Consider the following 24002-nt stretch of genomic DNA (forward strand, 5'->3'; position numbering starts at 1 on the left):
CGCGCGTCAGCTTTGGCCGCCCGCCTCCGCGACACCGCCGGCCCCGGTTCTCAGTCGGCGTCGGGGATGCCGCCGCGACAGGTGTCGCCGCCGTCCGCGCAGCTCACCTCGGGGTAGGAACCCACCCCGATGTCCGCGAAGTTGTCGAGGCTCTCCGTACCCGGCTGGAAGTAGCCGGCGTGACCGATCGCCCCGCGTGCCGAGATCACCCGCGCCCCGAAGCCCCTGGCCACCGGATCGGCGCCGTGGCCGAGGCCGCCGACCGCCATGTAGGGGACGTCCTGGATCCAGTCGTCACGGTCCCGCATGGCCCACACATTCGCGTCCGTGCGCAGTTGCCCGGCGTTCTCGACCCGCATGCCCGGGCTGCCCGCGACCGCCACGTCCGTGACCCTGCGCGGCAGCGCGTGCGCGGCGACGCCGCATACGACGGAGCCGTAGCTGTGGCAGAACAGCGAGACCCGTGACGTCCCCGGCAGCGCGGTGGTCAGCGCGGCGAGCCGTACGGCACCGTCCTCCGCGAGCTTGCCGATCGCCGCGTCCACACCGAGACCGGAGGGCGCGGTGTAGTCGGCCCAGGCGATGACGGCGGTACGGGTGTCGGCGTCGGCGGCCCGCTCGGCGGAGTACAGCGACTCGGCCATGCCCGCCGGCGCGCTGTACCAGCGGCTGGTCCGCTCGAATGTCAGCACGTTGGTGTCGACCCCGGGGACGACGACGGAGACGCGCTCGGCGCGGTCGAGGTCGCCGAGGACCTCGGCCAGGCGCCCCTTGCCCGACGGGTCGAACGCGAGGATCTGCCGGTCGCCGTTGAGCATCGACTCGTACCGGTCCATCCGGCGGCCCGCTTGGTGACGGCCGTCGTCCGACAGTCTGGTGTCGCGCATACGGCGCTCCTCCACCGCCCGCGCCTGCGCCAGGGCCAGCCGGTTGGCGCGATAGCGGAGGGTGACCGGGGCGCCGTTGAGATTGCCCACGACCAGTGGGTACGTGGCGGCCAGCCGTTCCTGCTGTCCCCGGGTGAGGGAGGCGAAGAAGGCGGCGAGACGCTTCGGCGACGCGTCGGGGCTCGGCAGGTGACGGACGCCTATCCGGCCCCTCTCCCACGCGCTGAGGGCGAGCTTCAGGGGTTCGCCGGGACCGCGCCGGTTCGCCACGGCCGTCCAGCCGGTGGATGTCAGCATCACGAACACCACGGCGAGAGCGAGGAGGGCGCGCCATGCGTTGAGGGTGGGTGAGGAGTCGAAGGAAGTCACTACCGCTCAGCCTAGGACGAGCGCGGGGACCCTCGTGACGAGGGTGAGTCAGATCACGCGCCAAAGAGGATTGGACCGAGGTTAACCGCACTGAACGCGCGGGCGGTGTCTACGCTCCGGCGCGTCGCGGAGCTGTCATCAGGCGGGTCCGTGTTCCGCGTCGGGCGCCGGCGTCCGCCAGTTTCCCGCGAGCGCGGGGCCCAGTTGGTCGAGATAGACCCTGGTGACCTCCTGGAGCGCCTCCACGCTCGCGTTCCGGCCGCGCCCCCAGATCTGGCCGGTCACCCGCATGACGCCGGTGAACGAGGCGACGGCGACCCGCGGCCGTGGATCGGTGTTCACGTCCAGGCCCTCGCGGTCCGCGATGAGTTGGGCGATCCCCTCCTCCAGCTCCGCGGTGCGCCGCAGATGGACGGCGATCAGGGCCGGAGTCGACTCGATCAGCAGATACGTCCGCATATAGAGCTCGACCGGGACCACGGCGTCATGCGCCAGCGCTTCGCTGACGGAGTCCCAGGCCGACTCGATGGCGTTGCGCATCGCCTCGAACGGGGTTTCCCCCGGAGGCCGGGCCCGCAGCGAGTCGACGAACTTGCTCTCGACCATGTCCACGACGGCGAAGGCGGCCTCCTCCTTGCTGGCGAAATAGCGGAAGAAGGTGCGCTGGGACACCTCTACGGCGTCCGTGATCTCATCGACGGTGGTCTGTTCGTACCCCTGGGTGGTGAACAGTTCGAGGGCCACACGCAGCAGTGCGTCTCGGGTTCGGCGCTTCTTGCGGGCGCGCAACCCGGTGGTCGTGTTCTGCCCGGGGGTCAACGCAATGTCCTCATTCCACCGCTTTTAACTACTTTATGTAATTCAGTCTAGCTGTGAGCCACGTGACAGTTACTTCCTTAAGAAATGGTTTGTCAACTGTCAGTGACTGACACTAACGTTCGCGGTATGACTAGTCAGACCACTGTCGACAAGGTGCCACGATCGCCGGAATCCCCGGAGCCGACGCCTTCCCAGGGGCTGCGCGGCCACCCCTGGCTCACGCTGTTCTCCGTGGCGATCGGCGTCATGATGGTGGCCCTCGACGGCACCATTGTCGCGATCGCGAACCCTGCCATTCAAAAGGACCTCGGCGCCACTTTCGCCGATGTGCAGTGGATCACCAACGGCTACTTCCTCGCGCTCGCCGTGGCGCTGATCACCGCGGGCAAGCTCGGTGACCGGTTCGGCCACCGGCAGACCTTCCTCATAGGCGTCATCGGCTTCGCCGCCGCCTCGGGGGCCATCGGGCTGTCCGACAGCATCTCCCTCGTGATCGTCTTCCGGGTGCTCCAAGGGCTCTTCGGCGCCCTGCTGATGCCGGCCGCGCTCGGTCTGCTGCGCGCCACCTTCCCCGCCGAGAAGCTCAATATGGCCATCGGTATCTGGGGCATGGTCATCGGTGCCTCCACCGCGGGCGGCCCGATCCTGGGCGGCGTGCTGGTCGAGCACGTCAGCTGGCAGTCGGTCTTCTTCATCAATGTGCCGGTCGGTGTGATCGCGCTGATCCTCGGCGGGCTGATCCTGCGGGACCACCGGGCGGCGAACGTCCCGAGGTCCTTCGACATCCTCGGCATCGTGCTGCTCTCCGGCGCCATGTTCTGTCTGGTCTGGGCGATCATCAAGGCGCCGGCCTGGGGCTGGGGCGACGGCAAGACCTGGCTCTTCATCGGCGCGGCCGTGCTCTCCTTCGTGCTCTTCGCCGTCTGGGAGACGAAGGTCAAGGAGCCGCTCGTACCGCTGGCGCTCTTCCGCTCCGTACCGCTCGCCGCCGGTGTGGTGCTGATGGCGCTGATGGCCATCGCCTTCCTGGGCGGCCTCTTCTTCGTCACCTTCTATCTCCAGAACGTGCACGGCATGAGCCCGATCGACAGCGGTCTCCATCTGCTGCCGCTCACCGGCATGATGATCGTCGGCTCGCCCCTCGCCGGCGTCCTGATCACCAAGGTGGGGCCGCGGATCCCGCTGGCCGGCGGTATGGCGCTGACCGCCGCCGCCATGTTCGGCATGTCCACCCTGGAGACCGGTACCGACAGCTTCACCATGTCGATCTGGTTCGCGATGCTCGGCCTCGGCCTGGCTCCGGTCATGGTCGGCGCGACCGAGGTCATCGTGGGCAACGCCCCGATGGAGCTGTCCGGTGTGGCCGGCGGGATCCAGCAGTCCGCCATGCAGATCGGCGGCAGCCTCGGTACGGCCGTACTCGGCGCCGTCATGGCCTCCAGGGTCTCCAACGACCTGCCGGGCAACTGGACCGCGGCCGGTCTGCCGCCGCTCAGCCCCGAGCAGGCCGACCAGGCCGCCGAGGCGGTCCAGGTCGGGGTGGCTCCGGTGCCGCCGGACACCCCCGCCGCGATCGCCGGGAAGATCACGGACATCGCCCACGAAACCTTCATGTCGGGCATGGGCCTGGCCTGTCTCGTCGCGGCCGGTGTCGCGGTCGTGGCGGTCTTCGTCGCCCTGCTGACGAAGCGCGGCAGCAACGCGGACGCCGCGGGCGGAGGGGTGCACATCTGACGTCAGCTCCTGGCTGACCTGACGTCAACTCAGCGCCCGCGACAGCCCCGCCGGAAGGTTCCGGCGGGGCTGTCGCCTATCCGGGTGGAGGCCGCCGTGTCCTCTTCCCGAGGCCAAGTGACGCGGGTCAGAGTGCGGTTGACCGATTTCGCACCACACACGGGGACCGATTCATATGCGCAAGACCACAGTCACAGCCATGTCCGTCGGGGCGCTGGCCGTCGCGGCCCTGCTGCCGGCGACCATCGCGGAAGCGGCGCCGCCGCGCCTCGGGGAGTGCGCCACCGGCGAGTTGTGCCTCTGGCAGAAGGAGGACTTCCGGGGCGCGCGGCAGACGCACGAGCTGTCGGCCACCGATATCGACAGCTGTGTGCCGCTTCCTGCGGGCACCAGCGCGCAGTCGCTGGCCAACCGCACGGGGCGGAATGTGACCACCTATCAGTCCGCCGAGTGCGCGGAGACGGGGGAGTTCGAGACGTATCCGGGCAAGGGCAGTTGGGTGCCCCAGTCGCCGTACCGGGTACGGGCGTTCAAGATCTGGGAACGCTGACCGGACCGCGAGAGGCCGAGCTGCGAGAAGCCGGACCGCGAGAAGCAGGAGGGCGGCGGAACCCGTGGGTCCCGCCGCCCTCCTCCCGTCTCACGCGCGGTGAGCCGTCAGGCGTCGCCGCCGGCCGCGCCCGGGTCGGCCGCCGAAGCGTCCAGCAGCTGGTAGCGGTCCACCGCCTGCTTCAGCACCGAACGGTCGACCTTGCCCTCCTTGGCCAGCTCGGTGAGCACGCTGAGCACGATCGACTGCGCGTCGATGTGGAAGAAGCGACGGGCCGCGCCGCGCGTGTCGGCGAAGCCGAAGCCGTCCGCGCCCAGCGACTGGTAGGTGCCGGGCACCCAGCGCGAGATCTGGTCCGGTACCGAGCGCATCCAGTCGGAGACCGCCACGAACGGTCCCTCGGCGCCTGACAGCTTCCGGGTCACATACGGAACGCGCTGGTCCTCCTCCGGGTGCAGCAGATTGTGCCGCTCCACCTCGACGGCCTCACGGCGCAGCTCGTTCCAGGACGTCGCCGACCAGACATCGGCCCGTACGTTCCACTCCTCGGCGAGGATCCGCTGTGCCTCCAGCGCCCAGGGCACGGCCACGCCGGACGCCATGATCTGCGCCGGGATCGAGCCGTGCTCGCCGCGCCGGTAGCGGTGGATCCCCTTGAGGATGCCCTCCACGTCCACATCGGCGGGCTCGGCGGGGTGCTGGATCGGCTCGTTGTAGACGGTGAGGTAGTAGAAGATGTCCTCGCTGTCGGGGCCGTACATCCGGCGCAGACCGTCCTGGACGATATGCGCGATCTCGAAGCCGTAGGCCGGGTCGTACGCGACGCAGCCCGGGTTGGTCGAGGCCAGCAGATGCGAATGGCCGTCCGCGTGCTGAAGCCCCTCACCGGTCAGAGTCGTACGTCCGGCGGTCGCACCCAGTACGAACCCACGCGCGAGCTGGTCGGCCATCTGCCAGAACTGATCGCCGGTGCGCTGGAAACCGAACATCGAGTAGAAGACATAGACCGGGATCAGCGGCTCGCCATGGGTGGCGTACGCCGAGCCGGCCGCGATGAGCGAGGCCGTACAGCCAGCCTCGGAGATGCCGTCGTGCAGCATCTGGCCGGTCGGTGACTCCTTGTACGCGAGCAGCAGCTCACGGTCCACCGACTCGTACTGCTGGCCCAGCGGGTTGTAGATCTTGGCGCTCGGGAAGAACGAGTCCATACCGAACGTGCGGTACTCGTCCGGGGCGATCAGCACGAAGCGCCTGCCGATCTCCTTGTCCCGCATCAGGTCCTTGAGCAGCCGGACGAACGCCATCGTGGTGGCGATCGACTGCGTGCCCGAGCCCTTCTTCACCGACGCGTAGGTCTTGTCCCCGGGCAGATTCAGCGGCTTCGCCCGTACGACCCGGGTCGGTACGTACCCGCCCAGCGACTTACGGCGGTCGTGCATGTACTGGATCTCTTCCGAGTGCCGGCCGGGGTGGTAGTACGGCGGCGCGCCGTCCTCCAGCTCCCTGTCCGTGATCGGCAGATGCAGCCGGTCGCGGAAGCCCTTCAGATCCGAGACCGTCAGCTTCTTCATCTGGTGGGTCGCGTTGCGGCCCTCGAAGTTCGGCCCCAGCGTCCAGCCCTTGACGGTCTGGGCCAGGATCACGGTCGGCTGGCCCTTGTGGGCCTTGGCCGCCGCGTACGCCGCGTAGACCTTCCTGTGGTCGTGACCGCCGCGCCCCAGATGCAGGATCTGGTCGTCGGTCATGTTCTCGACCATGGCGCGCAGCCGCTGGTCGTCGCCGAAGAAGTGTTCACGGATATACGCGCCGGTCTCGGTGGCGTACGTCTGGAATTGCCCGTCCGGCGTGGTGTTCAGCCGGTTGACCAGCACGCCGTCCCTGTCCTGGGCGAGCAGCGGGTCCCAGGAGCGGTCCCAGACCAGCTTGATGACATTCCAGCCGGCCCCGCGGAACTGTGACTCCAGCTCCTGGATGATCTTGCCATTGCCGCGCACCGGGCCGTCGAGACGCTGGAGATTGCAGTTCACGACGAAGGTCAGATTGTCCAGGCCCTCACGGGCGGCGATGGACAGCTGGCCCAACGACTCGGGCTCGTCCATCTCCCCGTCGCCGAGGTACGCCCAGACATGCGAGGCGGAGGTGTCGGCGATGCCGCGCGCCTCCATATAGCGGTTCATCCGGGCCTGGTAGATCGCGCCGAGCGGGCCGAGGCCCATCGAGACGGTCGGGAACTCCCAGAAGTCCGGCATCAGCCGTGGGTGCGGATAGCTGGACAGTCCGTAAGGGGCCTTCGACTTCTCCTGGCGGAACGCGTCGAGCTGCGTCTCGTCGAGCCGGTCCAGCAGGAAGGCGCGGGCGTAGATACCGGGGGAGGCATGGCCCTGGAAGAAGATCTGGTCGCCGCCGTCGCCACCGTCCTTGCCCCGGAAGAAGTGGTTGAAGCCCACGTCGTAGAGGGAGGCGGAGGAGGCGAAGGTGGCGATATGGCCGCCGACACCGATCCCCGGACGTTGCGCGCGCGACACCATCACCGCCGCGTTCCAGCGGGTCGCGTTGAGGATCTTGCGCTCGATCTCCTCGTTGCCGGGGAAGAACGGCTCGTCCTTGGTGGCGATGGTGTTGACATAGTCCGAGCTGCGCATCTCCGGCACAGCCACACGCTTCTCGCGTGCGCGCTCGATCAGTCGGAGCATCAGATAACGGGCGCGCTCACGGCCTCGCTCGTCGACAGCGGCGTCGAGCGAGTCGAGCCACTCCTGTGTCTCTTCGGGGTCGAAGTCCGGGACCTGGCTGGGAAGGCCGCCAATGATGATCGGGTTGCGATCGGATCCGGAAGCCACGCTTTTCCTTCGCTGTTTGGGTCGTATCGTGCCCTGCACGCGATCGTTGCGGTGCACGCCGTCGGGTTACTGCTGCTACGCGGGCCCGGGATCCGGGGTGTCTCACCGGAGCCCCCCGGGGCACGGGCACGTACGCCGCCTCCATCGTGTACCGCGGCGGCTGAAACGTCATCTCTACCGAGGGGTAACCCATACTCCGCGGAAAATACCGCGTTCGAGTCCGGCTCCCGCACCGGTCAAATCGCAACCTTACGCCCACTCCGTCCATGCGTTTCGTTCGGTCGTTCGGACCTGATTGACGTACCGAAGCGGCATAACATGGCAGAGGATGAGAAAACGTACGGCCTGTGTCACAGGGTGCGAGGTCGAAGTGACAGGAGATGCGACGAAGGAGCCCGGAACGTCACCGTTTCGGCGGTCTCGGCGGCCGGGTACTTGCGCGATCCGCCCCGCCCGTGTGGACAATGGCCAATGCCCCGCGTACGCGCGGCCGAAGCATTTATCCGAAACATGATCAGGAGGCAATCCGTGAGCGCGACCGCGGACCACGCGGAGGAACGAACCAACCTCGCCGCACGGCTTGGGTTCGAACCCGGACAGGTGGTCCAGGAGCTCGGCTACGACGACGACGTCGACCAGGAGCTCCGCGAGTCCATCGAGGCCGTCATCGGCCAGGACCTTGTCGACGAGGACTACGACGACGTGGCCGACGCCGTCGTCCTGTGGTTCCGTGACGAGGACGGCGACCTTACGGACGCGCTGGTGGACGCCATCGGTTTGATCGAAGACGGCGGAGTGGTCTGGCTGCTGACGCCCAAGACCGGCCGTGACGGCTACGTCGAACCGAGCGACATCAGCGAGGCGGCCCAGACCTCGGGCCTGTCCCAGACCAAGAGCGTGAGCGCCGGCAAGGACTGGACCGGCGGCCGTCTCGTCACCCCCAAGGCGGCGAGGGCCAAGCGCTGACCCGAGCGCCGAGCGCGCGAGACGCAGCAGCCGACAGCAAGCGGCCTTGAGGGCCCCCGCCGACTCCGATCGGCGGGGGCCCTGTGCGTAGGGTGGTCGGGAGACAGTCAGAGCCACAGCCCTTGAAAGGACGTGCATCCATGGCGATCGAGGTCGGCGCCCCCGCCCCGGACTTCGAACTGAAGGACAACCACGGGCGGACCGTGCGACTGTCCGACTTCCGCCGGTCCGAGGACGGTGCGGACGGCGGGAAGAACGTGGTGCTGCTCTTCTACCCCTTCGCCTTCACCGGTGTCTGCACCGGTGAACTGTGCGCCCTGCGCGACGAGCTTCCCTCGTTCGTCAACGAGGACACCCAGCTGCTCGCCGTCTCGAACGACTCCATCCACACCCTGCGCGTCTTCGGCGAGCAGGAGGGCCTGGAGTACCCGCTGCTGTCGGACTTCTGGCCGCACGGCGCGGTCTCGCGCGCGTACGGCGTCTTCGACGAGGAGAAGGGGTGCGCGGTGCGCGGGACCTTCATCATCGACAAGGACGGCATCGTGCGCTGGACGGTCGTCAATGGCCTGCCGGACGCCAGGGACCTCGACGAGTACGTCAAGGCGCTCGCCGCGCTCTGACGGGTCGCGCCGGCTCCGACCGGTCGATCGCGCCGGCCCCGACCGGCCGGGCTCCGGTCGGTCCTTGAAATCCGGACCGGTCCCCCGAAATCGCACAGCAACGGGGAACCGGTCACTAGGATCCAGTCGTTGATCCGATGCCAACGCCTCAGGGGACGCGCGACCCGCGGCAGCAGCCGCCGAGCCGGGCCGCCGGCCCCGAGAAACCAAAGGGAGGACTCGTGGGAGTCAGCCTCAGCAAGGGCGGAAACGTCTCGCTGACCAAGGCCGCGCCCAACCTGACCGCGGTCACCGTGGGTCTGGGCTGGGACGTCCGTACGACCACCGGCAGTGACTTCGACCTCGACGCCAGCGCCCTGCTGACGAACGCCGAGGGCAAGGTCGCCGTCGACGGGAACTTCATCTTCTTCAACAACCTCAAGAGCCCCGACGGGTCCGTCGAGCACACCGGGGACAACCTCACCGGTGAGGGCGAGGGCGACGACGAGGCGATCAAGGTCAATCTGGCCGCGGTCCCCGCCGATGTGGAGAAGATCGTATTCCCCGTCTCGATCTACGAGGCGGAGAGCCGCCAGCAGTCCTTCGGTCAGGTGCGCAACGCGTTCATCCGCGTGGTCAACCAGGCCGACAACAATGAACTCGCCCGGTACGACCTGAGCGAGGACGCCTCGACGGAGACCGCCATGGTCTTCGGCGAGCTGTACCGCAATGGCGCGGAGTGGAAGTTCCGCGCCATCGGTCAGGGGTACGCCTCGGGTCTGCGCGGTATCGCGCAGGACTTCGGCGTCAACGTCTGAACTGCCGGGCCCTGTCCCCACCGGACGGAGCCTGGGTATCTTCGAGCACGGCGCCGCACGCCCCAGTGCGGCGCCGTACGCGTCTCGCACCCGTACGTACCGGATATGGATCGGACACGCACAGGGATCGGATACGCGTACGGATCGGTGCGCGGACCGGTACGGGGCCGGTGCGCATCGGTACGGGAACGAGCCGCATGAACAGGGTTTGAACGGGCAGAACGTCAGGCGCGTCCTGCCCGCAGGACGTCAGCACATCATCTCGGGGAGGACTCACCATCATGGGCGTCACACTCGCCAAGGGAGGCAATGTCTCCCTCTCCAAGGCCGCACCCAACCTCACCCAGGTGTTGGTAGGGCTCGGCTGGGACGCGCGCTCCACCACCGGGGCCGACTTCGACCTCGACGCCAGCGCGCTTCTCTGCCAGTCGGGCCGAGTGCTCGGCGATGAATGGTTCATCTTCTACAACAATCTGACCAGTCCGGACGGATCCGTCGAACACACCGGTGACAATCTGACGGGTGAGGGCGACGGCGACGACGAATCCCTGCTGGTCGACCTCTCCAAGGTGCCTGCCCACTGCGACAAGATCGTCTTTCCTGTCTCGATCCACGACGCCGACAATCGCGGTCAGACGTTCGGGCAGGTCAGCAACGCCTTCATCCGGGTGGCCAACCAGGCCGACGGTCAGGAGCTCGCCCGCTACGACCTCAGCGAGGACGCCTCCACCGAAACCGCGATGATCTTCGGCGAGCTCTACCGCTATGGCGCCGAGTGGAAGTTCAGGGCGGTGGGGCAGGGGTACGCGTCGGGGCTGCGAGGCATCGCTCTAGACTTCGGGGTCAACGTTTCGTAAAGCAGTGCGCTGCGCGGGGGAAAACCCGTTAATCACCAGATGGGGTAGCCAGTGATCCTGAAAACCTTCGGCTGGTCGTTCGCCATCACGGCGCTCGGCCTAGCCTTCGCGGCCTGGCAGTGGGGGTGGGAGGCGTTCGGGATCGTACTGATCCTGTCCATCCTTGAGATCTCGCTGTCGTTCGACAACGCGGTTGTCAACGCCGGGGTCCTGAAGAAGATGAACGCCTTCTGGCAGAAGATCTTCCTCACCATCGGCATCCTCATCGCGGTGTTCGGTATGCGACTGGTCTTCCCCGTCGTGATCGTCGCCATCAGCGCCAAGGTCGGGCCCATCGAGGCCGTCCAGATCGCACTGGACAACCCCGAGCGGTACGAGGCCCTGGTCACCGACGCCCACCCGGGCATCGCCGCCTTCGGCGGTATGTTCCTGCTGATGATCTTCCTCGACTTCATCTTCGAGGAGCGGGACATCAAGTGGCTGGGCTGGCTGGAGCGTCCGCTGGCCAAGCTCGGCAAGGTCGACATGCTGTCGGTCTGCGTCGCGCTGATCGTGCTGCTGGTCACCGCGCTGACCTTCGCCACCAACGCGCACACCAGCACCGGCTACCAGGACAAGTCGGCCACCGTACTGCTCGCCGGGGTCGCCGGTCTGGTCACGTACCTCGTCGTCGGTGGTCTCTCGGGCTACTTCGAGAACCGGCTTGAGGAGCAGGAGGAGCAGGAGCACGAAGCGGAGGAGAAGGCCAAGGCCGAGGGCAAGCAGGTCTCCGCGATCGGTCTCGCCGGCAAGGCCGCGTTCTTCCTCTTCCTCTACCTGGAGGTCCTGGACGCGTCCTTCTCCTTCGACGGTGTCATCGGCGCCTTCGCCATCACGAACCAGATCTTCTGGATGGCGCTGGGGCTCGGTATCGGCGCGATGTACGTGCGTTCGCTCACGGTCTACCTGGTCCGCGAGGGCACGCTGGACGACTACGTCTATCTGGAGCACGGCGCGCACTACGCGATCGGCGCGCTCGCCGCGATCCTGCTGATCACCATCGAGCACTCGATCAGCGAGATCATCACCGGTCTGATCGGCGTGATTCTCATCGCCGCCTCCTTCTGGTCCTCGGTACGCCGCAACAGGGCGCTGGAGGCCGAAGGCGGCGACAAGGACCCCGACGACGACAAGGCAGCGGTCCAGGTCTGAGCCGGTGCTTCGGTGAGCCTTTGGTGAGCCGGTCCTCCGGAGGGTGACGCGGAGGGTATTCAGGGAACGCTCTGAACGGGGCGGCCGAGAGGCGCAAGCCTGCCGGCCGCCCCGTTCTTCCATGTGCGGTTGGCGAGTTGACGACAGGGGTGGGGTGGGCATGGCCTTCTGGGACAACCTGTGGCAGGGACAAAGGGCAACGCAATTCGATTCGGGCAACGCCGCGTCCAACTCCATCGAGCTGACGAAGCGGAGGCCCACGGTCTCGCTCACCAAACAGGGCGCGGCCACCGGCAATCTGCGGGTGAACCTCTCCTGGCAGATGCGCACTTCCGATATCGAGGGACGCTCCAGGCAGAGCGGGCGGCTGCTGTCGAACCCTCTCAAGCTCTTCAAGCCCGAGGTGGTGCAGGCCCATACGCAGGGCATGGTCAATGTGGACCTCGACCTCGGCTGTATGTACGAGCTGACCGACGGCAGCAAGGGTGTGGTCCAGCCGCTGGGCAACTTCCTGGGGGATCTGAACGAGCCTCCGTACGTCAAACTCAGCGGCGACGACCGGTTCGGCGCGGCCTCGGGCGAGACCGTCTACGTCAATCTCGACCACCGGGAGTCGATCAAGCGACTGCTGTTCTTCGTCTATATCTACGACCAGACGCCCGCCTTCGACCGTACGCGCGCGCATGTGACGCTGTACCCCAGCAATGGCCCGCGCATCGAGATCGAACTCGACGAGCACGCGCCGCAGGCCCGCTCCTGCGCGGTGTTCTCGGTGGAGAACGTCAAGGGCGACCTGGTCGTGCGCCGAGAGGTGAAGTTCGTCTACGGCTTCCAGGCGGAGCTGGACCGGCTGTACGGCTGGGGGCTCCAGTGGGGGCGTGGCTACAAGACGAAGACCTGAGACGGCCCCGGAACCCGTACCCGCCCGTGGGGCCGTACCGGCTTCTACGGGCGGATGAACTGCGGCCCCATGGGGGGCAGCCGGAAGTTCGGATCGGGGGCGGGCGCGGCGGCCGCGGCCGGCTGCGGATAGCCGTACGCGGGCCGCGGGGACGACACCGGCTGGGGATAGCCGTACTGCGGCTGGGCCGACGGCAGAGGAGGCCCTGGGTATCCGTACGCGGGCTGGGTGGGAGGCAGGGGCGGGGGAGGCGGCAGCGGCCTCTCCGCGGCCACGGTGGCGCCTTCCGAGGCATCGGGCGTCCGGTCGTCGACGGCCTCTTCCGACTCGTCCACCAGAATGCCGAAGGCGGTGGCCAGACCGTCCAGACCGGTCGGATATCCCTGACCCACCGCGCGGAATTTCCAGCCGCCCCCGCGCCGGTACAGCTCGCCGCAGATGATCGCGGTCTCCTCGCCGGTCTCCGGCCGGACATCGAAGGCGGCCAGCGGCTCGCCATCGGCCGCTGCCGCGTCGTAGAGCAGGATCCGCAGATCTGTCACATGCTGGAAGCTCGCACCGTCAGAGGAGGCCGCGAGCACCACCTGGTCGACCGAGGGGTCGAGCGCCGTGAGATTGGCCTCGACGGTGTCGGTCAGCTCGTCCCCGACCTGTTTCTTGGGCAGCCGCCGCACCAGCCCCGAGGGGTGGCGCGGCTGGTTGTAGAAGACGAAGTCCTCGTCGGAGCGGACTCGGCCGTCGTGCCCGAGCAGCAGGGCGGAGGCGTCCACATCCGGGACCCCGGTGCCCGGGGACCAGCGCAGCACGGCTCGTACGGCCATGGCATCGAGGGGGACGTTCGAGCCCTTGAGCATCGCGTGCGTCATAGCTGCCATCCTGCCTTCCCGCCGCCCGCGGGGACAACGCGGGCCCAGATCCGCTCCGTCCGGGCCATGGACGAGAAGCGGACGAGTAACCAGGATTTCATGTATCGGGGGAACTCTTGACACCCGCCCATACGTACTATTACCGGCCACCTGACCGACGGGCCATTCTGGCAGTACGGGGGATTCACATGCGTCATTTCGGGCATATCCCGACCGCTGCTCGACAGGCTCTGTTCCATCAGGAGCCGTGCGAGTTCACCGCTGACTCGCCCGCCCGGCTGCTCTCGGCCGCCCTCGGGGCCACGCTCTACAGCCCGGCCACCCGGCCCCGGCTCGCCGACGACGTGCTGAAGCAGGCCGGGCGCGGCGTTGTCTCCATGGTGCTCTGCCTGGAGGATTCCATCCATGACGCCGAGGTCGAGGACGCCGAGACCAATCTGGTCCGGCAGTTCGCCGACCTCGCCGAGCGGCACGTCGCCACACCGCTGCTCTTCATCCGCGTCCGTGAGCCAGAGCAGATACCCGACCTGGTCAGGCGCCTGGGCGAGTCGATCCGGCTGCTGTCCGGATTCGTACTCCCCAAGTTCACCGAGGAGCGCGGGACGGCCTTCCTGGAAGCGCTCGCGGAAGCGGAGAGCGGCTGCGGACGGACGCTCTACGCGATGCCGGTGCTCGAATCGCCCGAACTGCTGCACCTGGAGACCAGGACCCGGACACTCACCGGGATCGCGACCGCCGTCGACAAGTACCGCGACCGCGTACTCGCGCTGCGACTGGGCGTGACCGACTTCTGCTCGGCGTACGGCCTGCGCCGGTCGCCCGATATGACGGCGTACGACGTACGCATCGTGGCCGGGGTCATCGCGGACGTGGTGAACGTACTCGGACGTGCCGATGGCTCGGGCTTCACGATCACCGGCCCGGTCTGGGAGTACTTCCGGCTCCAGGAGCGCATGTTCAAGCCCCAGCTGCGGCGCAGCCCGTTCCTTGAGGGCCGGGCCGAGGAACTGCGTACCGCCCTGATCGAGCACGACCTCGACGGGCTGCTGCGCGAGATCGAGCTGGACCGGGCCAATGGGCTGCTCGGCAAGACCTGTATCCACCCCTCCCATGTCCCGCCGGTCCACGCACTGTCCGTGGTCAGCCATGAGGAGTTCAGTGACGCCCAGGACATCCTGCGGCCGGAGCGCGACGGGGGCGGGGTGCTGCGTTCCGCGTATACGAACAAGATGAATGAGGTGAAGCCTCACCGCGCCTGGGCCGAGCGCACCCTTCTGCGGGCCGAGGTCTTCGGCGTCGCCCGGGAGGACATCGGCTTCGTGGAGCTGCTCACTGCCGGTCTCGCATCGTGAGCACCCGGGAACAGACCACTCGGACCGGGCAGGCCGGACCGTCGTCGAAGGAAGAGATCGTCACTATGGTGTGGTCGGGCACATGGGTCGCCGAGCGGCTCGGCGTCGAACTCGCCGGCGGCGAGGGTCTGCGGGATCTGCTGGGCCTGGCGCTGCGCCGCAACCCCAAGCGGGCCCACCTCCTTGTCTCGAATGTGCTGGGCAAACACGTCCCGCAGCACCCCCGGGTCGTATACGGCACGGGTGTACGGCTGGGCGAGCGGGTACGCGAACTGCTCGGCGCGGACGTGGGCCGCGCCGTGGTGGTCGGCTATGCGGAGACCGCGACCGGCCTCGGCCACTCGGTCGCCGACGGGGTGCGCCACGCCTCGTATCTCCACTCCACCCGGCGCCCGGTCCCGGGTGTCGCCAGGGCGGGCGGCTTCGAGGAGTCGCACTCGCACGCCACCTCCCATCTGCTGCTCCCCGAGGACCCGGAGCTGCTCGCCTCCGGCGGCCCGCTGGTCCTCGTCGACGATGAGTTCTCCACCGGCAACACCATCCTCAACACCATCCGTATGCTCCATGAGCGCTACCCCCGTGCCTGGTACGTCATCGTCGCCCTGGTCGATATGCGCTCGGCGGCCGATCAGGGCCGGCTCGCGGAGTTCGCCCGGGAGATAGGGGCCCGCGTCGACCTGGTCACCCTGGCCTCCGGCACGGTCCGGCTCCCGGACGGTGTCCTGGAGAAGGGCCGGGCGCTGGTGGCGGAGCACGAGGCCGAGGCCCCCGCGCCGCGCCCCGTGGACCGCACCCCCGCCTCCGGATCACCGGTGGCCCACGCGACCGGTGTGACGCGCCTGGCCCTGGAGTGGCCGGCCGGAGTCCCCGACGGGGGCCGCCATGGCTTCACCCCCGCCCACCGGGCCGCCCTGGAGGCCGCACTGCCCGCCATGGCGGGCGAGGCGGCCGCCACGCTGGGCGACGCCCGGCGGGTCCTCGTTCTCGGCTTCGAGGAGCTGATGTACGCCCCCCTGCGGCTCGGCGAGGCGCTGGAAAGCTCCTACGACGCCGAGGTGAGGTACTCCACCACCACGCGGTCACCGGTGCTGGCCGTGAACGACCCCGGATACGCGATCCGCAGCCGCCTCGTCTTCCCGGCCCATGACACCGGTGCCTTTCCCGACGGGGACGGCGCCGGAGACCGCTATGTCTACAACGTCGCGGACGCCGGCTTCGACGCCGTCGTGGCGGTCGTCGACTCCCTGGCTGACTCTCCCGAGCTGCACGCGCCCGGCGGTCTGCTGGCCCAGCTCGCCGCGCACATACCCCGGGTGGTCCTCGCTGTGATCCCCTCGTATCTCCCTTCCTCCGCGCGCCCCCCGCGCGCCTCGCACGACCCCGAACGGCAGGAACCCTCCATGCTGCCCGAGCCTCTCCGTGGCCCCGCCTTCTCCTCCTACGCGCCCGACGACGTGGGCTGGCTCCTCCAGGACCTGTCCGACGTGGAGCTGGAGGCCCCGACGGAGGAGCGCGAGGAGGCGATACAGAGCGGTGGCGCGCACTACGCCGAATCCCTTCCCGTCGAATACCAGCCGAGCGCCCAGTACCAGGAGCTCTTCAAAGCCGCCCTGGAGACCTCGGCGGCCCGGATCGCACGGGCGGTCGGCACCGTCACCGAAACGGTGCTCGCCGAGCGGTCCCCCCGCCCCGTCCTGGTCTCGCTGGCCCGCGCCGGCACACCGGTCGGCGTACTGATGCGCCGCTGGGCCCAGCACCGGCACGGCCTGGACCTGCCGCACTACGCGGTCTCGATCGTGCGCGGCCGGGGGATCGACGCCAACGCCCTGCGCTGGCTCGCCGCCCACCATGACCCCGCCGATGTCGTCTTCGTCGACGGCTGGACCGGCAAGGGCGCGATCACTCGTGAACTCGCCCAGGCCCTCGACGCGTTCGGTGGTTTCAACCCCGAGATCGCGGTCCTCGCCGATCCGGGTGGCTGTGTGCGCACCTATGGCACCCGAGAGGACTTCCTCATTCCCTCCGCCTGTCTCAACTCGACTGTCTCCGGCCTGATCTCCCGTACCGTCCTCCGATCCGACCTGGTCGGCCCCAACGATTTCCATGGCGCGAAGCACTATCGCGAGCTCGCCGACGCCGATGTCTCCGGCCACTTCCTGGACACTGTCGCCGCACGCTTCGACGAGGTCACCCACGCCGTGGACGCCGAAGTCAAGACACTGCTCTCGGCGGACCGCGCGCCCACCTGGGAGGGCTGGGCCGCCGTCGAGCGAATCAGTGAGGAGTACGGCATCCACGATGTGAACCTGGTCAAGCCCGGAGTCGGCGAGACCACCCGCGTCCTGCTGCGCCGCGTGCCCTGGAAGATCCTCGCCCAGCGTGACGCGGGCGCCGATCTCGATCATGTCCGACTGCTGGCCGAGCAACGCGGTGTGCCCGTCGAGGAGGTCGACGGCCTTCCCTACACCTGCGTCGGACTGATCCACCCGCGATACACCCGCGGCGCCACCGGTGCGGACGGCAAGGCGGTCGTCGCCCCGTGAACCTCTCCCACACCCCGGACACCCCCTCGAAGGCGCCGGTCCTGGTCGCCAGCGATCTGGACCGAACCCTGATCTATTCGGCCGCCGCGCTCCAGCTCCCGATGCCGGACGCCGAAGCCCCCCGGCTGCTCTGCGTCGAGGTGTACGAGAGCAGACCACTGTCGTATCTGACCGAGACCGCCGCCGGACTGCTCGGCGATCTCGCCCGCGCCACCGTCTTCGTACCGACCACGACCCGCACCCGCGAGCAGTACGGCCGCATCCATCTGCCGGGCCCCGCACCGCGGTTCGCGATCTGCGCCAACGGCGGCCATCTCCTGGTGGACGGGGTCTCCGACCCGGTCTGGCGGGCGCAGGTGGCCGACCGGCTGGCCGATGAGTGCGCTCCCCTCGCCGAGGTCCGCGCATATCTGCTCGCCGCCGCCGACCCTGCCTGGCTTCTCAAGGAGCGGATCGCCGAAGACCTCTTCGCCTATCTCGTGGTCGACCGCGGACTGCTGCCCGAGGGCTGGGTCAAGGAACTCGCCGCCTGGGCGGACGGCCGGGGCTGGACCGTCTCCCTCCAGGGCCGCAAGATCTATGCCGTACCGCGACCGCTCACCAAGAGCGCCGCGATGCGCGAGGTGGCCCGCAGAACCGGCGCCGAACTCACCCTCGCCGCGGGGGACTCGCTGCTCGACGCCGACCTGCTGCTGGCCGCGGACCGCGCCTGGCGTCCCGGCCATGGTGAACTCGCGGACAGCGGCTGGAACGCCCCGCATGTCGACGTACTCCCGCAGACGGGTGTCGCGGCGGGAGAGGAGATCCTCCGGCGCCTCACCCTCGCCGCTGCCCCGGACCCGGCCTGATCAGCCGCAGCAGCCTCCACCGCAGCAGCCCCCGCCGCCACCGGCCGCCGGGGCAGGGGCGCCGCCCTTCGCGGTTCCGCCGACCGCGACGGTGGAGAGCAGTTTCACGGTGTCGTCGTGCCCCTCGGGGCACGCGGCGGGGGCCGCCGACTCCGACATCGGCCGACTGAGCTCGAAGGTGTCACCACAGGGGCGGCAGCGGTACTCGTAACGAGGCATGTGCTCAGATTAGGTGGTGTTCCGGGGGCTGTCGTTTGGATCAGGCCGACAAGATCCGAACGACAGGCTTCAGCCCACGCCCACCTGGCCCGGACGGCCCCTGGCCCTGAGGCGCTGTTCGCGCTCCGCCTGTTCCGGATGGCGGGCCCGCCAGTACGGATTGTCGTGCGGCAACCCCCCGCTGACTCTCCCGTACATGCCGAAGAACATGAGCAGCAGACCGACCACAAAGCTGAAGAGCACATTCTGGAGATGGAAGGCGAGGAAGTTGTAACTGGTCTCCAGCAGAGCGAGATTGACGAATCCGCTGATGATGAAGAGGACACCGAGGACCATATTCAGCGTCGACGCGGTATTTCCGCCGATCACCATGCCGATCAGGAGGATCAGCCCGACACAGATGGACAGCACGCTCAGCGTGCCATTGGTGTTCAGGCCCGCGACCGTGGCGCCGCCGGTATCGAAGAAACCTATCTTGTCGATCAGCCCGAGGATGCCGAAGACGATCAGGATGAGCCCCATCAGCCCGGCCCCGACCCGATAGACCTGGTTGAGCCGGTGATCGACGGGGAGCCGTTCGTCGAGCATGACATGCCGCCGGGCCGGCGGATGGAGCACTCGCGTGGCCATGGGCGGCCTCCTTTGGCGGTGGCGGTGCTTCACTCCAGCATCCGCCCACCGCGACCGGCGGACAACTCAGCCGCCGTGCCCGGCGCCCCGCTCCTCGCGGATCTCCGAGACCACCTGGGCCACGGTGTGCCGTACCGCCTCGGTCTCGGTCAGGAAGTGCCAGTAGTCGGGATGGCGGCCCTCCAGCGCGGCCACCGCCCGGTCCAGCCTGGCCACGGACTGGTCCAGTGGACGCGCGTGACGGGGCTCGGGGGTATTCCGTCCGGTCATGGCCAGCCGCTGGGCATCCCGGATCGCGAACCGGGTGCGATCGATCTCCTGCTGCGGGTCCTTCGACACGGCGTTCAGCCGCCGCAGCCGGTCACCGGCGGCGGAGACCGCCTCGTCCGTACCGTTCAGCAGCGCTCGCGCGGTGCTGAGCAGCGAGGTCGCGTCGGCCCATCGCTGCTCCTCGCGTGCCTTGCCGGCTTCCTTGAGCTTCTCCTCGGCCTGGTGAACGCTGGTCGCCGCGTGATCGGGGACCTGCTGAAGGTCCTGCCAGCACGCCGCGGTGAAGCGTCGGCGCAGCTCGCTGAGCACCGGCTCCACGGTCCCTGCCCGGGTCGTCAGGGCCTGTGCGCGGGTACGGAGAGACACCAGCCGGCGATCGATCTCCTGGGCCCGTTCGGGCAGCCGTGCCGCCTCGGCCCGTACGGTCTCGGCATCCCGCAGGACCCGGTCGGCGCGCTGAAGCGTCTCCGTCACACCGTGCTGTCCCGCGCCCTGGTTGAGCTTCGTCAGATCGGGTGCGAGCGCGGCGAGCCGGGCGGCGAGATCGTCCGCCCGCAGCCCGGAGGCGCGTACCGCGTCGAGGGCGTTGCTCGCGGCGAGCAGCGTCTGGCGCGCCCGCTCCACGGCGGGGGCGAGCCGCGCCAACTGTGTCTCGGCCTTGTCGAGCAGTGGCCCGAGCCCCTGCTCGAACCGGTCGAGGTCGCCCTTGACCCGGATCAGCTCGTCCTTGGCCTTCGTCAGCTCGTTGCGTGCCTTGGACGCGGCGGACGGTTCCAGATCGTCGCGGTCGAGATCGTGCGCGTCGACGGCCTCGATATAGGTGTGGCTCACCTCGTCGATCCGCTGCCCCAGCGCCGCGAAACCCTCCACGGCCCTGCGGGCTCCCGGCGAGCTGTCCACCGCCGTGATCGTCTCTATCGAGATCCGCAGATCGCGCTGGGCCGTGTCCAGTTCGTAGAAGGCAGCCGCCGCGGCGTCCTTCGCCGCCTGCGCGTCCGCGCGCTGGCTCTCGCCCCGCCCGCCGAACCACCGCCGCGTACCGCCGCCGGCGAAGGTGAGCGGCAGCGCCGCCACCACCAGGGGCACCGGCAACAGCATCAGCGTGAGGACATCACGGACGGCACTCGCTTTCGCTTTCGCTCTTGCGTGCGGCTGCGCGTGTGTCGCCGTCACATCCCTCTCCCGTGCCGAGTTCACCCTGCCTGGTTCATTGTCCCACCAGGTAGAGACGAACACACGGGTCGGTTAGTTCGCGCTTTGGATGGTGATCTTCCCGTTGCTGGTGCGGGCCTTCAGAACATGGGCGCTGCTCTTGTCGGTCGGTACGCCGACATCGACCGAGCCGTTGTCGGTCGCTGTGGTCACCGCGTAGGAGGTGTCCGAGCTGGGCAGATCGATGTCGATCCGGCCGTTGTCCGTGGTGGTGTCCACGCGGTTCGGCACGGCGGTGAGCCCGAGACGGATGGCTCCGTTGCTCGACTTCGCGGCCACGGTCCTGGCGGAGACGTCCTCCGCCGTGATCCTTCCGTTGTCGCTCTCCAGATCAATCGGTCCGCTGGAGTCCCGTACCGTCAACGCGCCGTTGTCCGATGTCAGTTTCAGCGCGGTGCTGAACCCGGTGGCGGTGATCCGCCCGTTGTCGCCCGTGAGCGTCACCGCCACCCCGCGCGGCACCTTCACCTTGTGCAGCGACTCGCAGTTGCTCGCGACCGCCCGGCACTTCACCTTGAGCGTGAGCGTGTTGTCCGTCATCTTCCAGCTGGCGTCGGGTCCGCTTCCCATGAATACCCAGCCGTCGACCTGCCGGGTCACCTCGACGTCCTTCACATCGGCGGGGACGAGTTCGACCGCCGCGTTCGTGGTGTCGACCGTCAGCGTCTCCCCTGTGAAGGGGAACGATTTGGTCACGGCGGGGGCGTTGGAGGCGTCCGCGCTGCCGCACCCGCTGACGGCGAGTGCGATGAGCACGGCTCCGCCGGCGGCGAGAAGCGTACGAGAGCGGTGCTGGCGTGTGGCCACGGTGATCGTCCCCCAGAGAAGTGCTGTCGTGCTGCCGGAGCGTTCGGGCCGAAATCTCTCGGCGGGTCCTGGCAGTGCTGTGTCCTGCTGTCCCACCACCGTACGAACGAAAACCGCCGAAGCCGATCCGGCGGCCCTCCGTCTCCGCGGTGGGGATACCCCCCGTACACCGGGCGCTGCGGTACCGCGCCCTGCATACGGTTTGCGGCCGTGCCCGGTGGGCCATGTACGCTGTTGCCTCATCCACGGGTGCGTAGCTCAGGGGTAGAGCGCTGCTCTTACAAAGCAGATGTCGGCGGTTCGAAACCGTCCGCGCCCACCAGTAACACATCACCGGCCACGATCGGTCCGGACGAACGCGGACGAAGGGCCCGATCGCCATGTGCCAGTCGCCGAAGCGGTCCCTCGCGTGACGACGAGAGCCGGGGTTCTCGTACGGCCGCTGACCGCCGCGCATGCCGCGCAGGTGCTGGCGATCTACCAGGCGGGCATCGACGAGGGCAACGCGACGTTCGAAACGGCCGCCCCTTCCTGGGCGGCGTTCGACGCGGGGAAGCTGGCGGAGCACCGCTTTGTCGCGCTGGCGCCGGACGGCGAACGGGTGCTGGGCTGGGTCGCCGTTGCCATGGTGTCCGGGCGGTCCGCCTACGCCGGGGTGGTCGAGCATTCCATCTATGTCCGTCCCGAGGCGCGTGGCCAGGGGATCGCGCGCTCGCTGCTCGACGCGCTGATCGCCTCGACCGAGGCGGCCGGGATCTGGACCATCCAGGCCGGTATCTTCCCCGAGAACGCCGGGAGTCTGGTGCTGCATCAGCGCGCCGGGTTCCGGATCATTGGCACCCGCGAGCGCGTCGGCCGTCTTCATGGGGTCTGGCGGGACGTACAGCTCATCGAGCGCAGGAGCCCTGTCGTCAGCTGAGCGGGGCCGCCGGGTTCGTGGCTACGGTGGGCGCATGGCAGGTATGCGCGTCGAGCGTCTCGACCATCTCGTTCTCACCGTCGCCGATATCGACGCGACCGTCGAGTTCTACACCCGGGTCCTCGGGATGGAGCCGGTGACGTTCGGCGGCGGGCGGCGCGGGCTGGCCTTCGGGCAGAGCAAGATCAATCTGCATCGAGCGGGCCATGAGTTCGAGCCCAAGGCCGAGCGGCCGACCCCCGGCAGCGCGGATCTGTGTTTCGTCGTCGCGGACCCACTCGAACGGGTGATCGCCGAGCTGGCGGCCCGGGGGGTGCCGGTCGAGGAGGGTCCGGTGGAGCGCACCGGTGCGCTGGGGCCGTTCGCCAGCGTGTATGTGCGCGACCCCGACGGCAATCTCGTCGAGCTCAGCAAATACCCCGACTGACGGACTCCCGGACGCTGCCGCGCGCCGACGTGGTGAGAGACCGGCGTCCATGAGCGCACACTGGGGTCATGAGTAACTACCAGGGGCCCGCGACTCTTGTCGCCGGTGACTCCGAGATCGCGGTCGAGGCCACCCTGAGCGCGAGCCTGTCGGGCGAGGTGCGCCAGTGGGGCGGCAGCGTCCAGACCGGGGACGCGGGGGAGGCCCTGCGTGCGGCGCTGGCCGACGGAGACGTACGCATCCGGTTCCCCGACGGCCAGGAAGGCGCCGTCGTGGCCACGCACACGGCCATCGGGAATGGACGGCTACGGGTGTCGGGGAGCGGCACGATTCCGTTCTAGGAGGCGGATCCACTGCCGCGACGGAGCGAATGTCGCAGGTCAGGCCCGCTTGGTTCGGGGGCCTGACGGGCGCGTACCGCATCGGTCACACTGGAAACATGTGCCGCAGCATCAAGACTCTCCGCCCGCCCGTACTCCCCGAAGAGGCCACCGAGGAGGACATCCGCGCCGCCGCCCTCCAGTACGTACGCAAGGTCTCCGGCTTCCGTGCGCCCGCCGCGCACAATCGGGAGGTCTTCGAGCAGGCCGTCGCAGAGATCGCGGAGTCGACCGCGAAGCTCCTCCGGGACATCGAGGTCCGGGGCGGAGCGGCCCGTACCGCGTCTCAGGCCGCCCGCCTGGCCGACACGGCCTAACCGGCCGCCGGTGCCGGGCGCGGGCGGCGTAGGACGTACGCGGCGAGCGCGCCCGCCGCGAACAGTGCCAGGACGGACACGCCCGCGCCGGTCCAGGTCGTACCGAGCCACTGGCCGCCGAAGTAGCCGAGGCCCGCGCTGTAGCCCGTCCACGCGACGGCCGCCAGCGCCGACCAGGGCAGGAACTCCGTCACCTTGCGGTGGGCCGCGCCCGCGCCCAGGGAGACCACCGAGCGTCCTGCCGGTGCGAACCGGGCGATGACGACCAGGATCCCGCCACCCCGGCCGAGCGCCACGCCGAGACGTTCCTGCGCGGTGGTCAGCCGGCGTGAGCGGGCTATGGCCCGGCCGAGCCGGTCACCGCCGCGCCGGGCGAGCCGGAAGGCGACCAGATCGCCGAGTACGGACGCGCTGAACGCGCAGAGCATCAGAAGAAGCAGCGAGGGCACCTCCTCCGGCACCCGCACCACCCTGTCGGTCGCGCCCGCGACCGTGGTCGTACCGGCCGCCGCCGCGGTGGCGGCCGTGATCACCAGAACGCCGCTGGGCAGCACCGGAAGGAATACGTCGAACAGTATGGAGAGGGCCACGACGGCGTAGATCCATGGGCTGCCCGTCAGGGACTCCAGACTCTCCAGCACCTACATCACTTCCCGCCCGGTCCCGTTGACAGCGCCTCGA

24 protein-coding genes and 1 tRNA gene are annotated in these 24002 nt (G+C 68.8%); 16 read left to right on the forward strand and 9 right to left on the reverse strand.

The window, feature by feature from the left end:
• Positions 1-50: 50 nt before the first annotated feature.
• Together AB0M67_RS13250 and AB0M67_RS13255 are read right to left on the reverse strand one after the other, a co-directional pair.
• The gene (locus tag AB0M67_RS13250; RefSeq protein ID WP_365745437.1) at positions 51-1256 is read right to left on the reverse strand and encodes an alpha/beta hydrolase; all 1206 of its coding nucleotides are present in this window, start codon (positions 1254-1256) and stop codon (positions 51-53) included.
• Positions 1257-1394: 138 nt separating this feature from the next.
• Positions 1395-2075 carry a TetR family transcriptional regulator gene (locus tag AB0M67_RS13255; protein ID WP_365745438.1) on the reverse strand — a complete coding sequence of 227 codons (681 nt, stop codon included), beginning with the start codon at positions 2073-2075 and terminating at the stop codon, positions 1395-1397.
• Positions 2076-2201: 126 nt separating this feature from the next.
• Here AB0M67_RS13255 and AB0M67_RS13260 point away from each other — a divergent pair, with 126 nt between their 5' ends.
• Together AB0M67_RS13260 and AB0M67_RS13265 are read left to right on the forward strand one after the other, a co-directional pair.
• On the forward strand, positions 2202-3809 hold the full coding sequence (locus tag AB0M67_RS13260) for an MFS transporter (RefSeq protein ID WP_365745439.1): 1608 nt from the start codon (positions 2202-2204) through the stop codon (positions 3807-3809).
• Positions 3810-3984: 175 nt separating this feature from the next.
• Entirely contained in the window at positions 3985-4359 is a 375-nt protein-coding gene (locus AB0M67_RS13265; RefSeq protein ID WP_365745440.1) for a peptidase inhibitor family I36 protein, read from the forward strand.
• A gap of 107 nt (positions 4360-4466) precedes the next feature.
• Here AB0M67_RS13265 and aceE read toward each other — a convergent pair whose 3' ends face one another.
• Positions 4467-7199, reverse strand: coding sequence for a pyruvate dehydrogenase (acetyl-transferring), homodimeric type (aceE, locus tag AB0M67_RS13270; RefSeq protein ID WP_365745441.1), 2733 nt, complete (start codon positions 7197-7199; stop codon positions 4467-4469).
• 528 nt (positions 7200-7727) lie between these two features.
• Between aceE and AB0M67_RS13275 the strand changes: the two genes are divergently transcribed.
• From AB0M67_RS13275 to AB0M67_RS13300, 6 genes are all read left to right on the forward strand, one after another.
• Positions 7728-8165, forward strand: coding sequence for a DUF3052 domain-containing protein (locus AB0M67_RS13275; protein WP_351387290.1), 438 nt, complete (start codon positions 7728-7730; stop codon positions 8163-8165).
• Between the two features lie 140 nt (positions 8166-8305).
• Positions 8306-8785 carry a peroxiredoxin gene (locus AB0M67_RS13280; protein ID WP_030352589.1) on the forward strand — a complete coding sequence of 160 codons (480 nt, stop codon included), beginning with the start codon at positions 8306-8308 and terminating at the stop codon, positions 8783-8785.
• A 221-nt stretch (positions 8786-9006) separates the two neighbouring features.
• Positions 9007-9582, forward strand: a complete 576-nt coding sequence (locus tag AB0M67_RS13285; RefSeq protein WP_030352590.1) for a TerD family protein — start codon at positions 9007-9009, stop codon at positions 9580-9582.
• Positions 9583-9863: 281 nt separating this feature from the next.
• Positions 9864-10439, forward strand: coding sequence for a TerD family protein (locus tag AB0M67_RS13290; RefSeq protein ID WP_129768711.1), 576 nt, complete (start codon positions 9864-9866; stop codon positions 10437-10439).
• 51 nt (positions 10440-10490) lie between these two features.
• Positions 10491-11630 (forward strand): DUF475 domain-containing protein, encoded by a 1140-nt coding sequence (locus AB0M67_RS13295; protein ID WP_365745442.1) that lies wholly within the window; start codon positions 10491-10493, stop codon positions 11628-11630.
• A 160-nt stretch (positions 11631-11790) separates the two neighbouring features.
• Entirely contained in the window at positions 11791-12531 is a 741-nt protein-coding gene (locus AB0M67_RS13300) for a Tellurium resistance (protein WP_365745443.1), read from the forward strand.
• A 44-nt stretch (positions 12532-12575) separates the two neighbouring features.
• Here the strand turns inward: AB0M67_RS13300 and AB0M67_RS13305 are convergent, their stop codons facing one another.
• Positions 12576-13397, reverse strand: a complete 822-nt coding sequence (locus AB0M67_RS13305) for a TerD family protein (RefSeq protein ID WP_365745444.1) — start codon at positions 13395-13397, stop codon at positions 12576-12578.
• Positions 13398-13585: 188 nt separating this feature from the next.
• Here AB0M67_RS13305 and AB0M67_RS13310 point away from each other — a divergent pair, with 188 nt between their 5' ends.
• The 3 genes from AB0M67_RS13310 (at position 13586) to AB0M67_RS13320 (ending at position 18140) form a co-directional block, all read left to right on the forward strand.
• Entirely contained in the window at positions 13586-14749 is a 1164-nt protein-coding gene (locus AB0M67_RS13310; protein WP_365745445.1) for an HpcH/HpaI aldolase/citrate lyase family protein, read from the forward strand.
• A gap of 65 nt (positions 14750-14814) precedes the next feature.
• Positions 14815-17292 carry a phosphoribosyltransferase gene (locus AB0M67_RS13315; protein ID WP_365745547.1) on the forward strand — a complete coding sequence of 826 codons (2478 nt, stop codon included), beginning with the start codon at positions 14815-14817 and terminating at the stop codon, positions 17290-17292.
• A complete protein-coding gene (locus AB0M67_RS13320; RefSeq protein WP_365745446.1) occupies positions 17289-18140 on the forward strand; it encodes an HAD family hydrolase in 852 nt (283 codons plus the stop codon). The genes AB0M67_RS13315 and AB0M67_RS13320 overlap by 4 nt, the downstream gene beginning before the upstream one ends.
• Here AB0M67_RS13320 and AB0M67_RS13325 read toward each other — a convergent pair whose 3' ends face one another.
• The 4 genes from AB0M67_RS13325 to AB0M67_RS13340 form a co-directional block, all read right to left on the reverse strand.
• The gene (locus AB0M67_RS13325) at positions 18141-18359 is read right to left on the reverse strand and encodes a zinc ribbon domain-containing protein (RefSeq protein ID WP_365745447.1); all 219 of its coding nucleotides are present in this window, start codon (positions 18357-18359) and stop codon (positions 18141-18143) included. It lies immediately after the preceding gene.
• Positions 18360-18428: 69 nt separating this feature from the next.
• A complete protein-coding gene (locus AB0M67_RS13330) occupies positions 18429-18989 on the reverse strand; it encodes a DUF4383 domain-containing protein (protein ID WP_365745448.1) in 561 nt (186 codons plus the stop codon).
• A gap of 66 nt (positions 18990-19055) precedes the next feature.
• Positions 19056-20432 (reverse strand): hypothetical protein, encoded by a 1377-nt coding sequence (locus AB0M67_RS13335; protein ID WP_365745449.1) that lies wholly within the window; start codon positions 20430-20432, stop codon positions 19056-19058.
• 72 nt (positions 20433-20504) lie between these two features.
• Entirely contained in the window at positions 20505-21278 is a 774-nt protein-coding gene (locus tag AB0M67_RS13340; RefSeq protein WP_365745450.1) for a DUF4097 family beta strand repeat-containing protein, read from the reverse strand.
• A 247-nt stretch (positions 21279-21525) separates the two neighbouring features.
• Here AB0M67_RS13340 and AB0M67_RS13345 point away from each other — a divergent pair.
• The 5 genes from AB0M67_RS13345 (at position 21526) to AB0M67_RS13365 (ending at position 23321) form a co-directional block, all read left to right on the forward strand.
• Positions 21526-21600, forward strand: a tRNA-Val gene (locus AB0M67_RS13345).
• An 87-nt stretch (positions 21601-21687) separates the two neighbouring features.
• Complete coding sequence (locus AB0M67_RS13350) at positions 21688-22197, forward strand: N-acetyltransferase family protein (protein ID WP_365745451.1); 510 nt, start codon at positions 21688-21690, stop codon at positions 22195-22197.
• A gap of 34 nt (positions 22198-22231) precedes the next feature.
• The gene (locus AB0M67_RS13355; RefSeq protein WP_365745452.1) at positions 22232-22624 is read left to right on the forward strand and encodes a VOC family protein; all 393 of its coding nucleotides are present in this window, start codon (positions 22232-22234) and stop codon (positions 22622-22624) included.
• Positions 22625-22692: 68 nt separating this feature from the next.
• Entirely contained in the window at positions 22693-22965 is a 273-nt protein-coding gene (locus tag AB0M67_RS13360) for a DUF4873 domain-containing protein (RefSeq protein WP_365745453.1), read from the forward strand.
• A gap of 98 nt (positions 22966-23063) precedes the next feature.
• Positions 23064-23321, forward strand: a complete 258-nt coding sequence (locus AB0M67_RS13365) for a DUF2277 domain-containing protein (protein WP_365745454.1) — start codon at positions 23064-23066, stop codon at positions 23319-23321.
• On the opposite strand, the gene AB0M67_RS13370 is transcribed toward AB0M67_RS13365, so the two are convergent.
• Complete coding sequence (locus tag AB0M67_RS13370; RefSeq protein WP_365745455.1) at positions 23318-23962, reverse strand: VTT domain-containing protein; 645 nt, start codon at positions 23960-23962, stop codon at positions 23318-23320. The two genes, AB0M67_RS13365 and AB0M67_RS13370, sit on opposite strands and share 4 nt — an antisense overlap.
• Between the last annotated feature and the right edge of the window lie 40 nt (positions 23963-24002).

It is taken from the genome of Streptomyces sp. NPDC051662 (assembly GCF_040681655.1).
Classification (GTDB): Bacteria; Actinomycetota; Actinomycetes; order Streptomycetales; family Streptomycetaceae; genus Streptomyces.

Coding starts and splice junctions, on each gene's coding strand:
- AB0M67_RS13260 (WP_365745439.1), top strand. CDS start 2,202: ATGACTAGTCAGACCACTGTCGACAAGGTGCCACGATCGCCGGAATCC.
- AB0M67_RS13265 (WP_365745440.1), top strand. CDS start 3,985: ATGCGCAAGACCACAGTCACAGCCATGTCCGTCGGGGCGCTGGCCGTC.
- AB0M67_RS13280 (WP_030352589.1), top strand. CDS start 8,306: ATGGCGATCGAGGTCGGCGCCCCCGCCCCGGACTTCGAACTGAAGGAC.
- AB0M67_RS13290 (WP_129768711.1), top strand. CDS start 9,864: ATGGGCGTCACACTCGCCAAGGGAGGCAATGTCTCCCTCTCCAAGGCC.
- AB0M67_RS13300 (WP_365745443.1), top strand. CDS start 11,791: ATGGCCTTCTGGGACAACCTGTGGCAGGGACAAAGGGCAACGCAATTC.
- AB0M67_RS13305 (WP_365745444.1), bottom strand. CDS start 13,397: ATGACGCACGCGATGCTCAAGGGCTCGAACGTCCCCCTCGATGCCATG.
- AB0M67_RS13310 (WP_365745445.1), top strand. CDS start 13,586: ATGCGTCATTTCGGGCATATCCCGACCGCTGCTCGACAGGCTCTGTTC.
- AB0M67_RS13315 (WP_365745547.1), top strand. CDS start 14,815: ATGGTGTGGTCGGGCACATGGGTCGCCGAGCGGCTCGGCGTCGAACTC.
- AB0M67_RS13325 (WP_365745447.1), bottom strand. CDS start 18,359: ATGCCTCGTTACGAGTACCGCTGCCGCCCCTGTGGTGACACCTTCGAG.
- AB0M67_RS13330 (WP_365745448.1), bottom strand. CDS start 18,989: ATGGCCACGCGAGTGCTCCATCCGCCGGCCCGGCGGCATGTCATGCTC.
- AB0M67_RS13355 (WP_365745452.1), top strand. CDS start 22,232: ATGGCAGGTATGCGCGTCGAGCGTCTCGACCATCTCGTTCTCACCGTC.
- AB0M67_RS13360 (WP_365745453.1), top strand. CDS start 22,693: ATGAGTAACTACCAGGGGCCCGCGACTCTTGTCGCCGGTGACTCCGAG.
- AB0M67_RS13365 (WP_365745454.1), top strand. CDS start 23,064: ATGTGCCGCAGCATCAAGACTCTCCGCCCGCCCGTACTCCCCGAAGAG.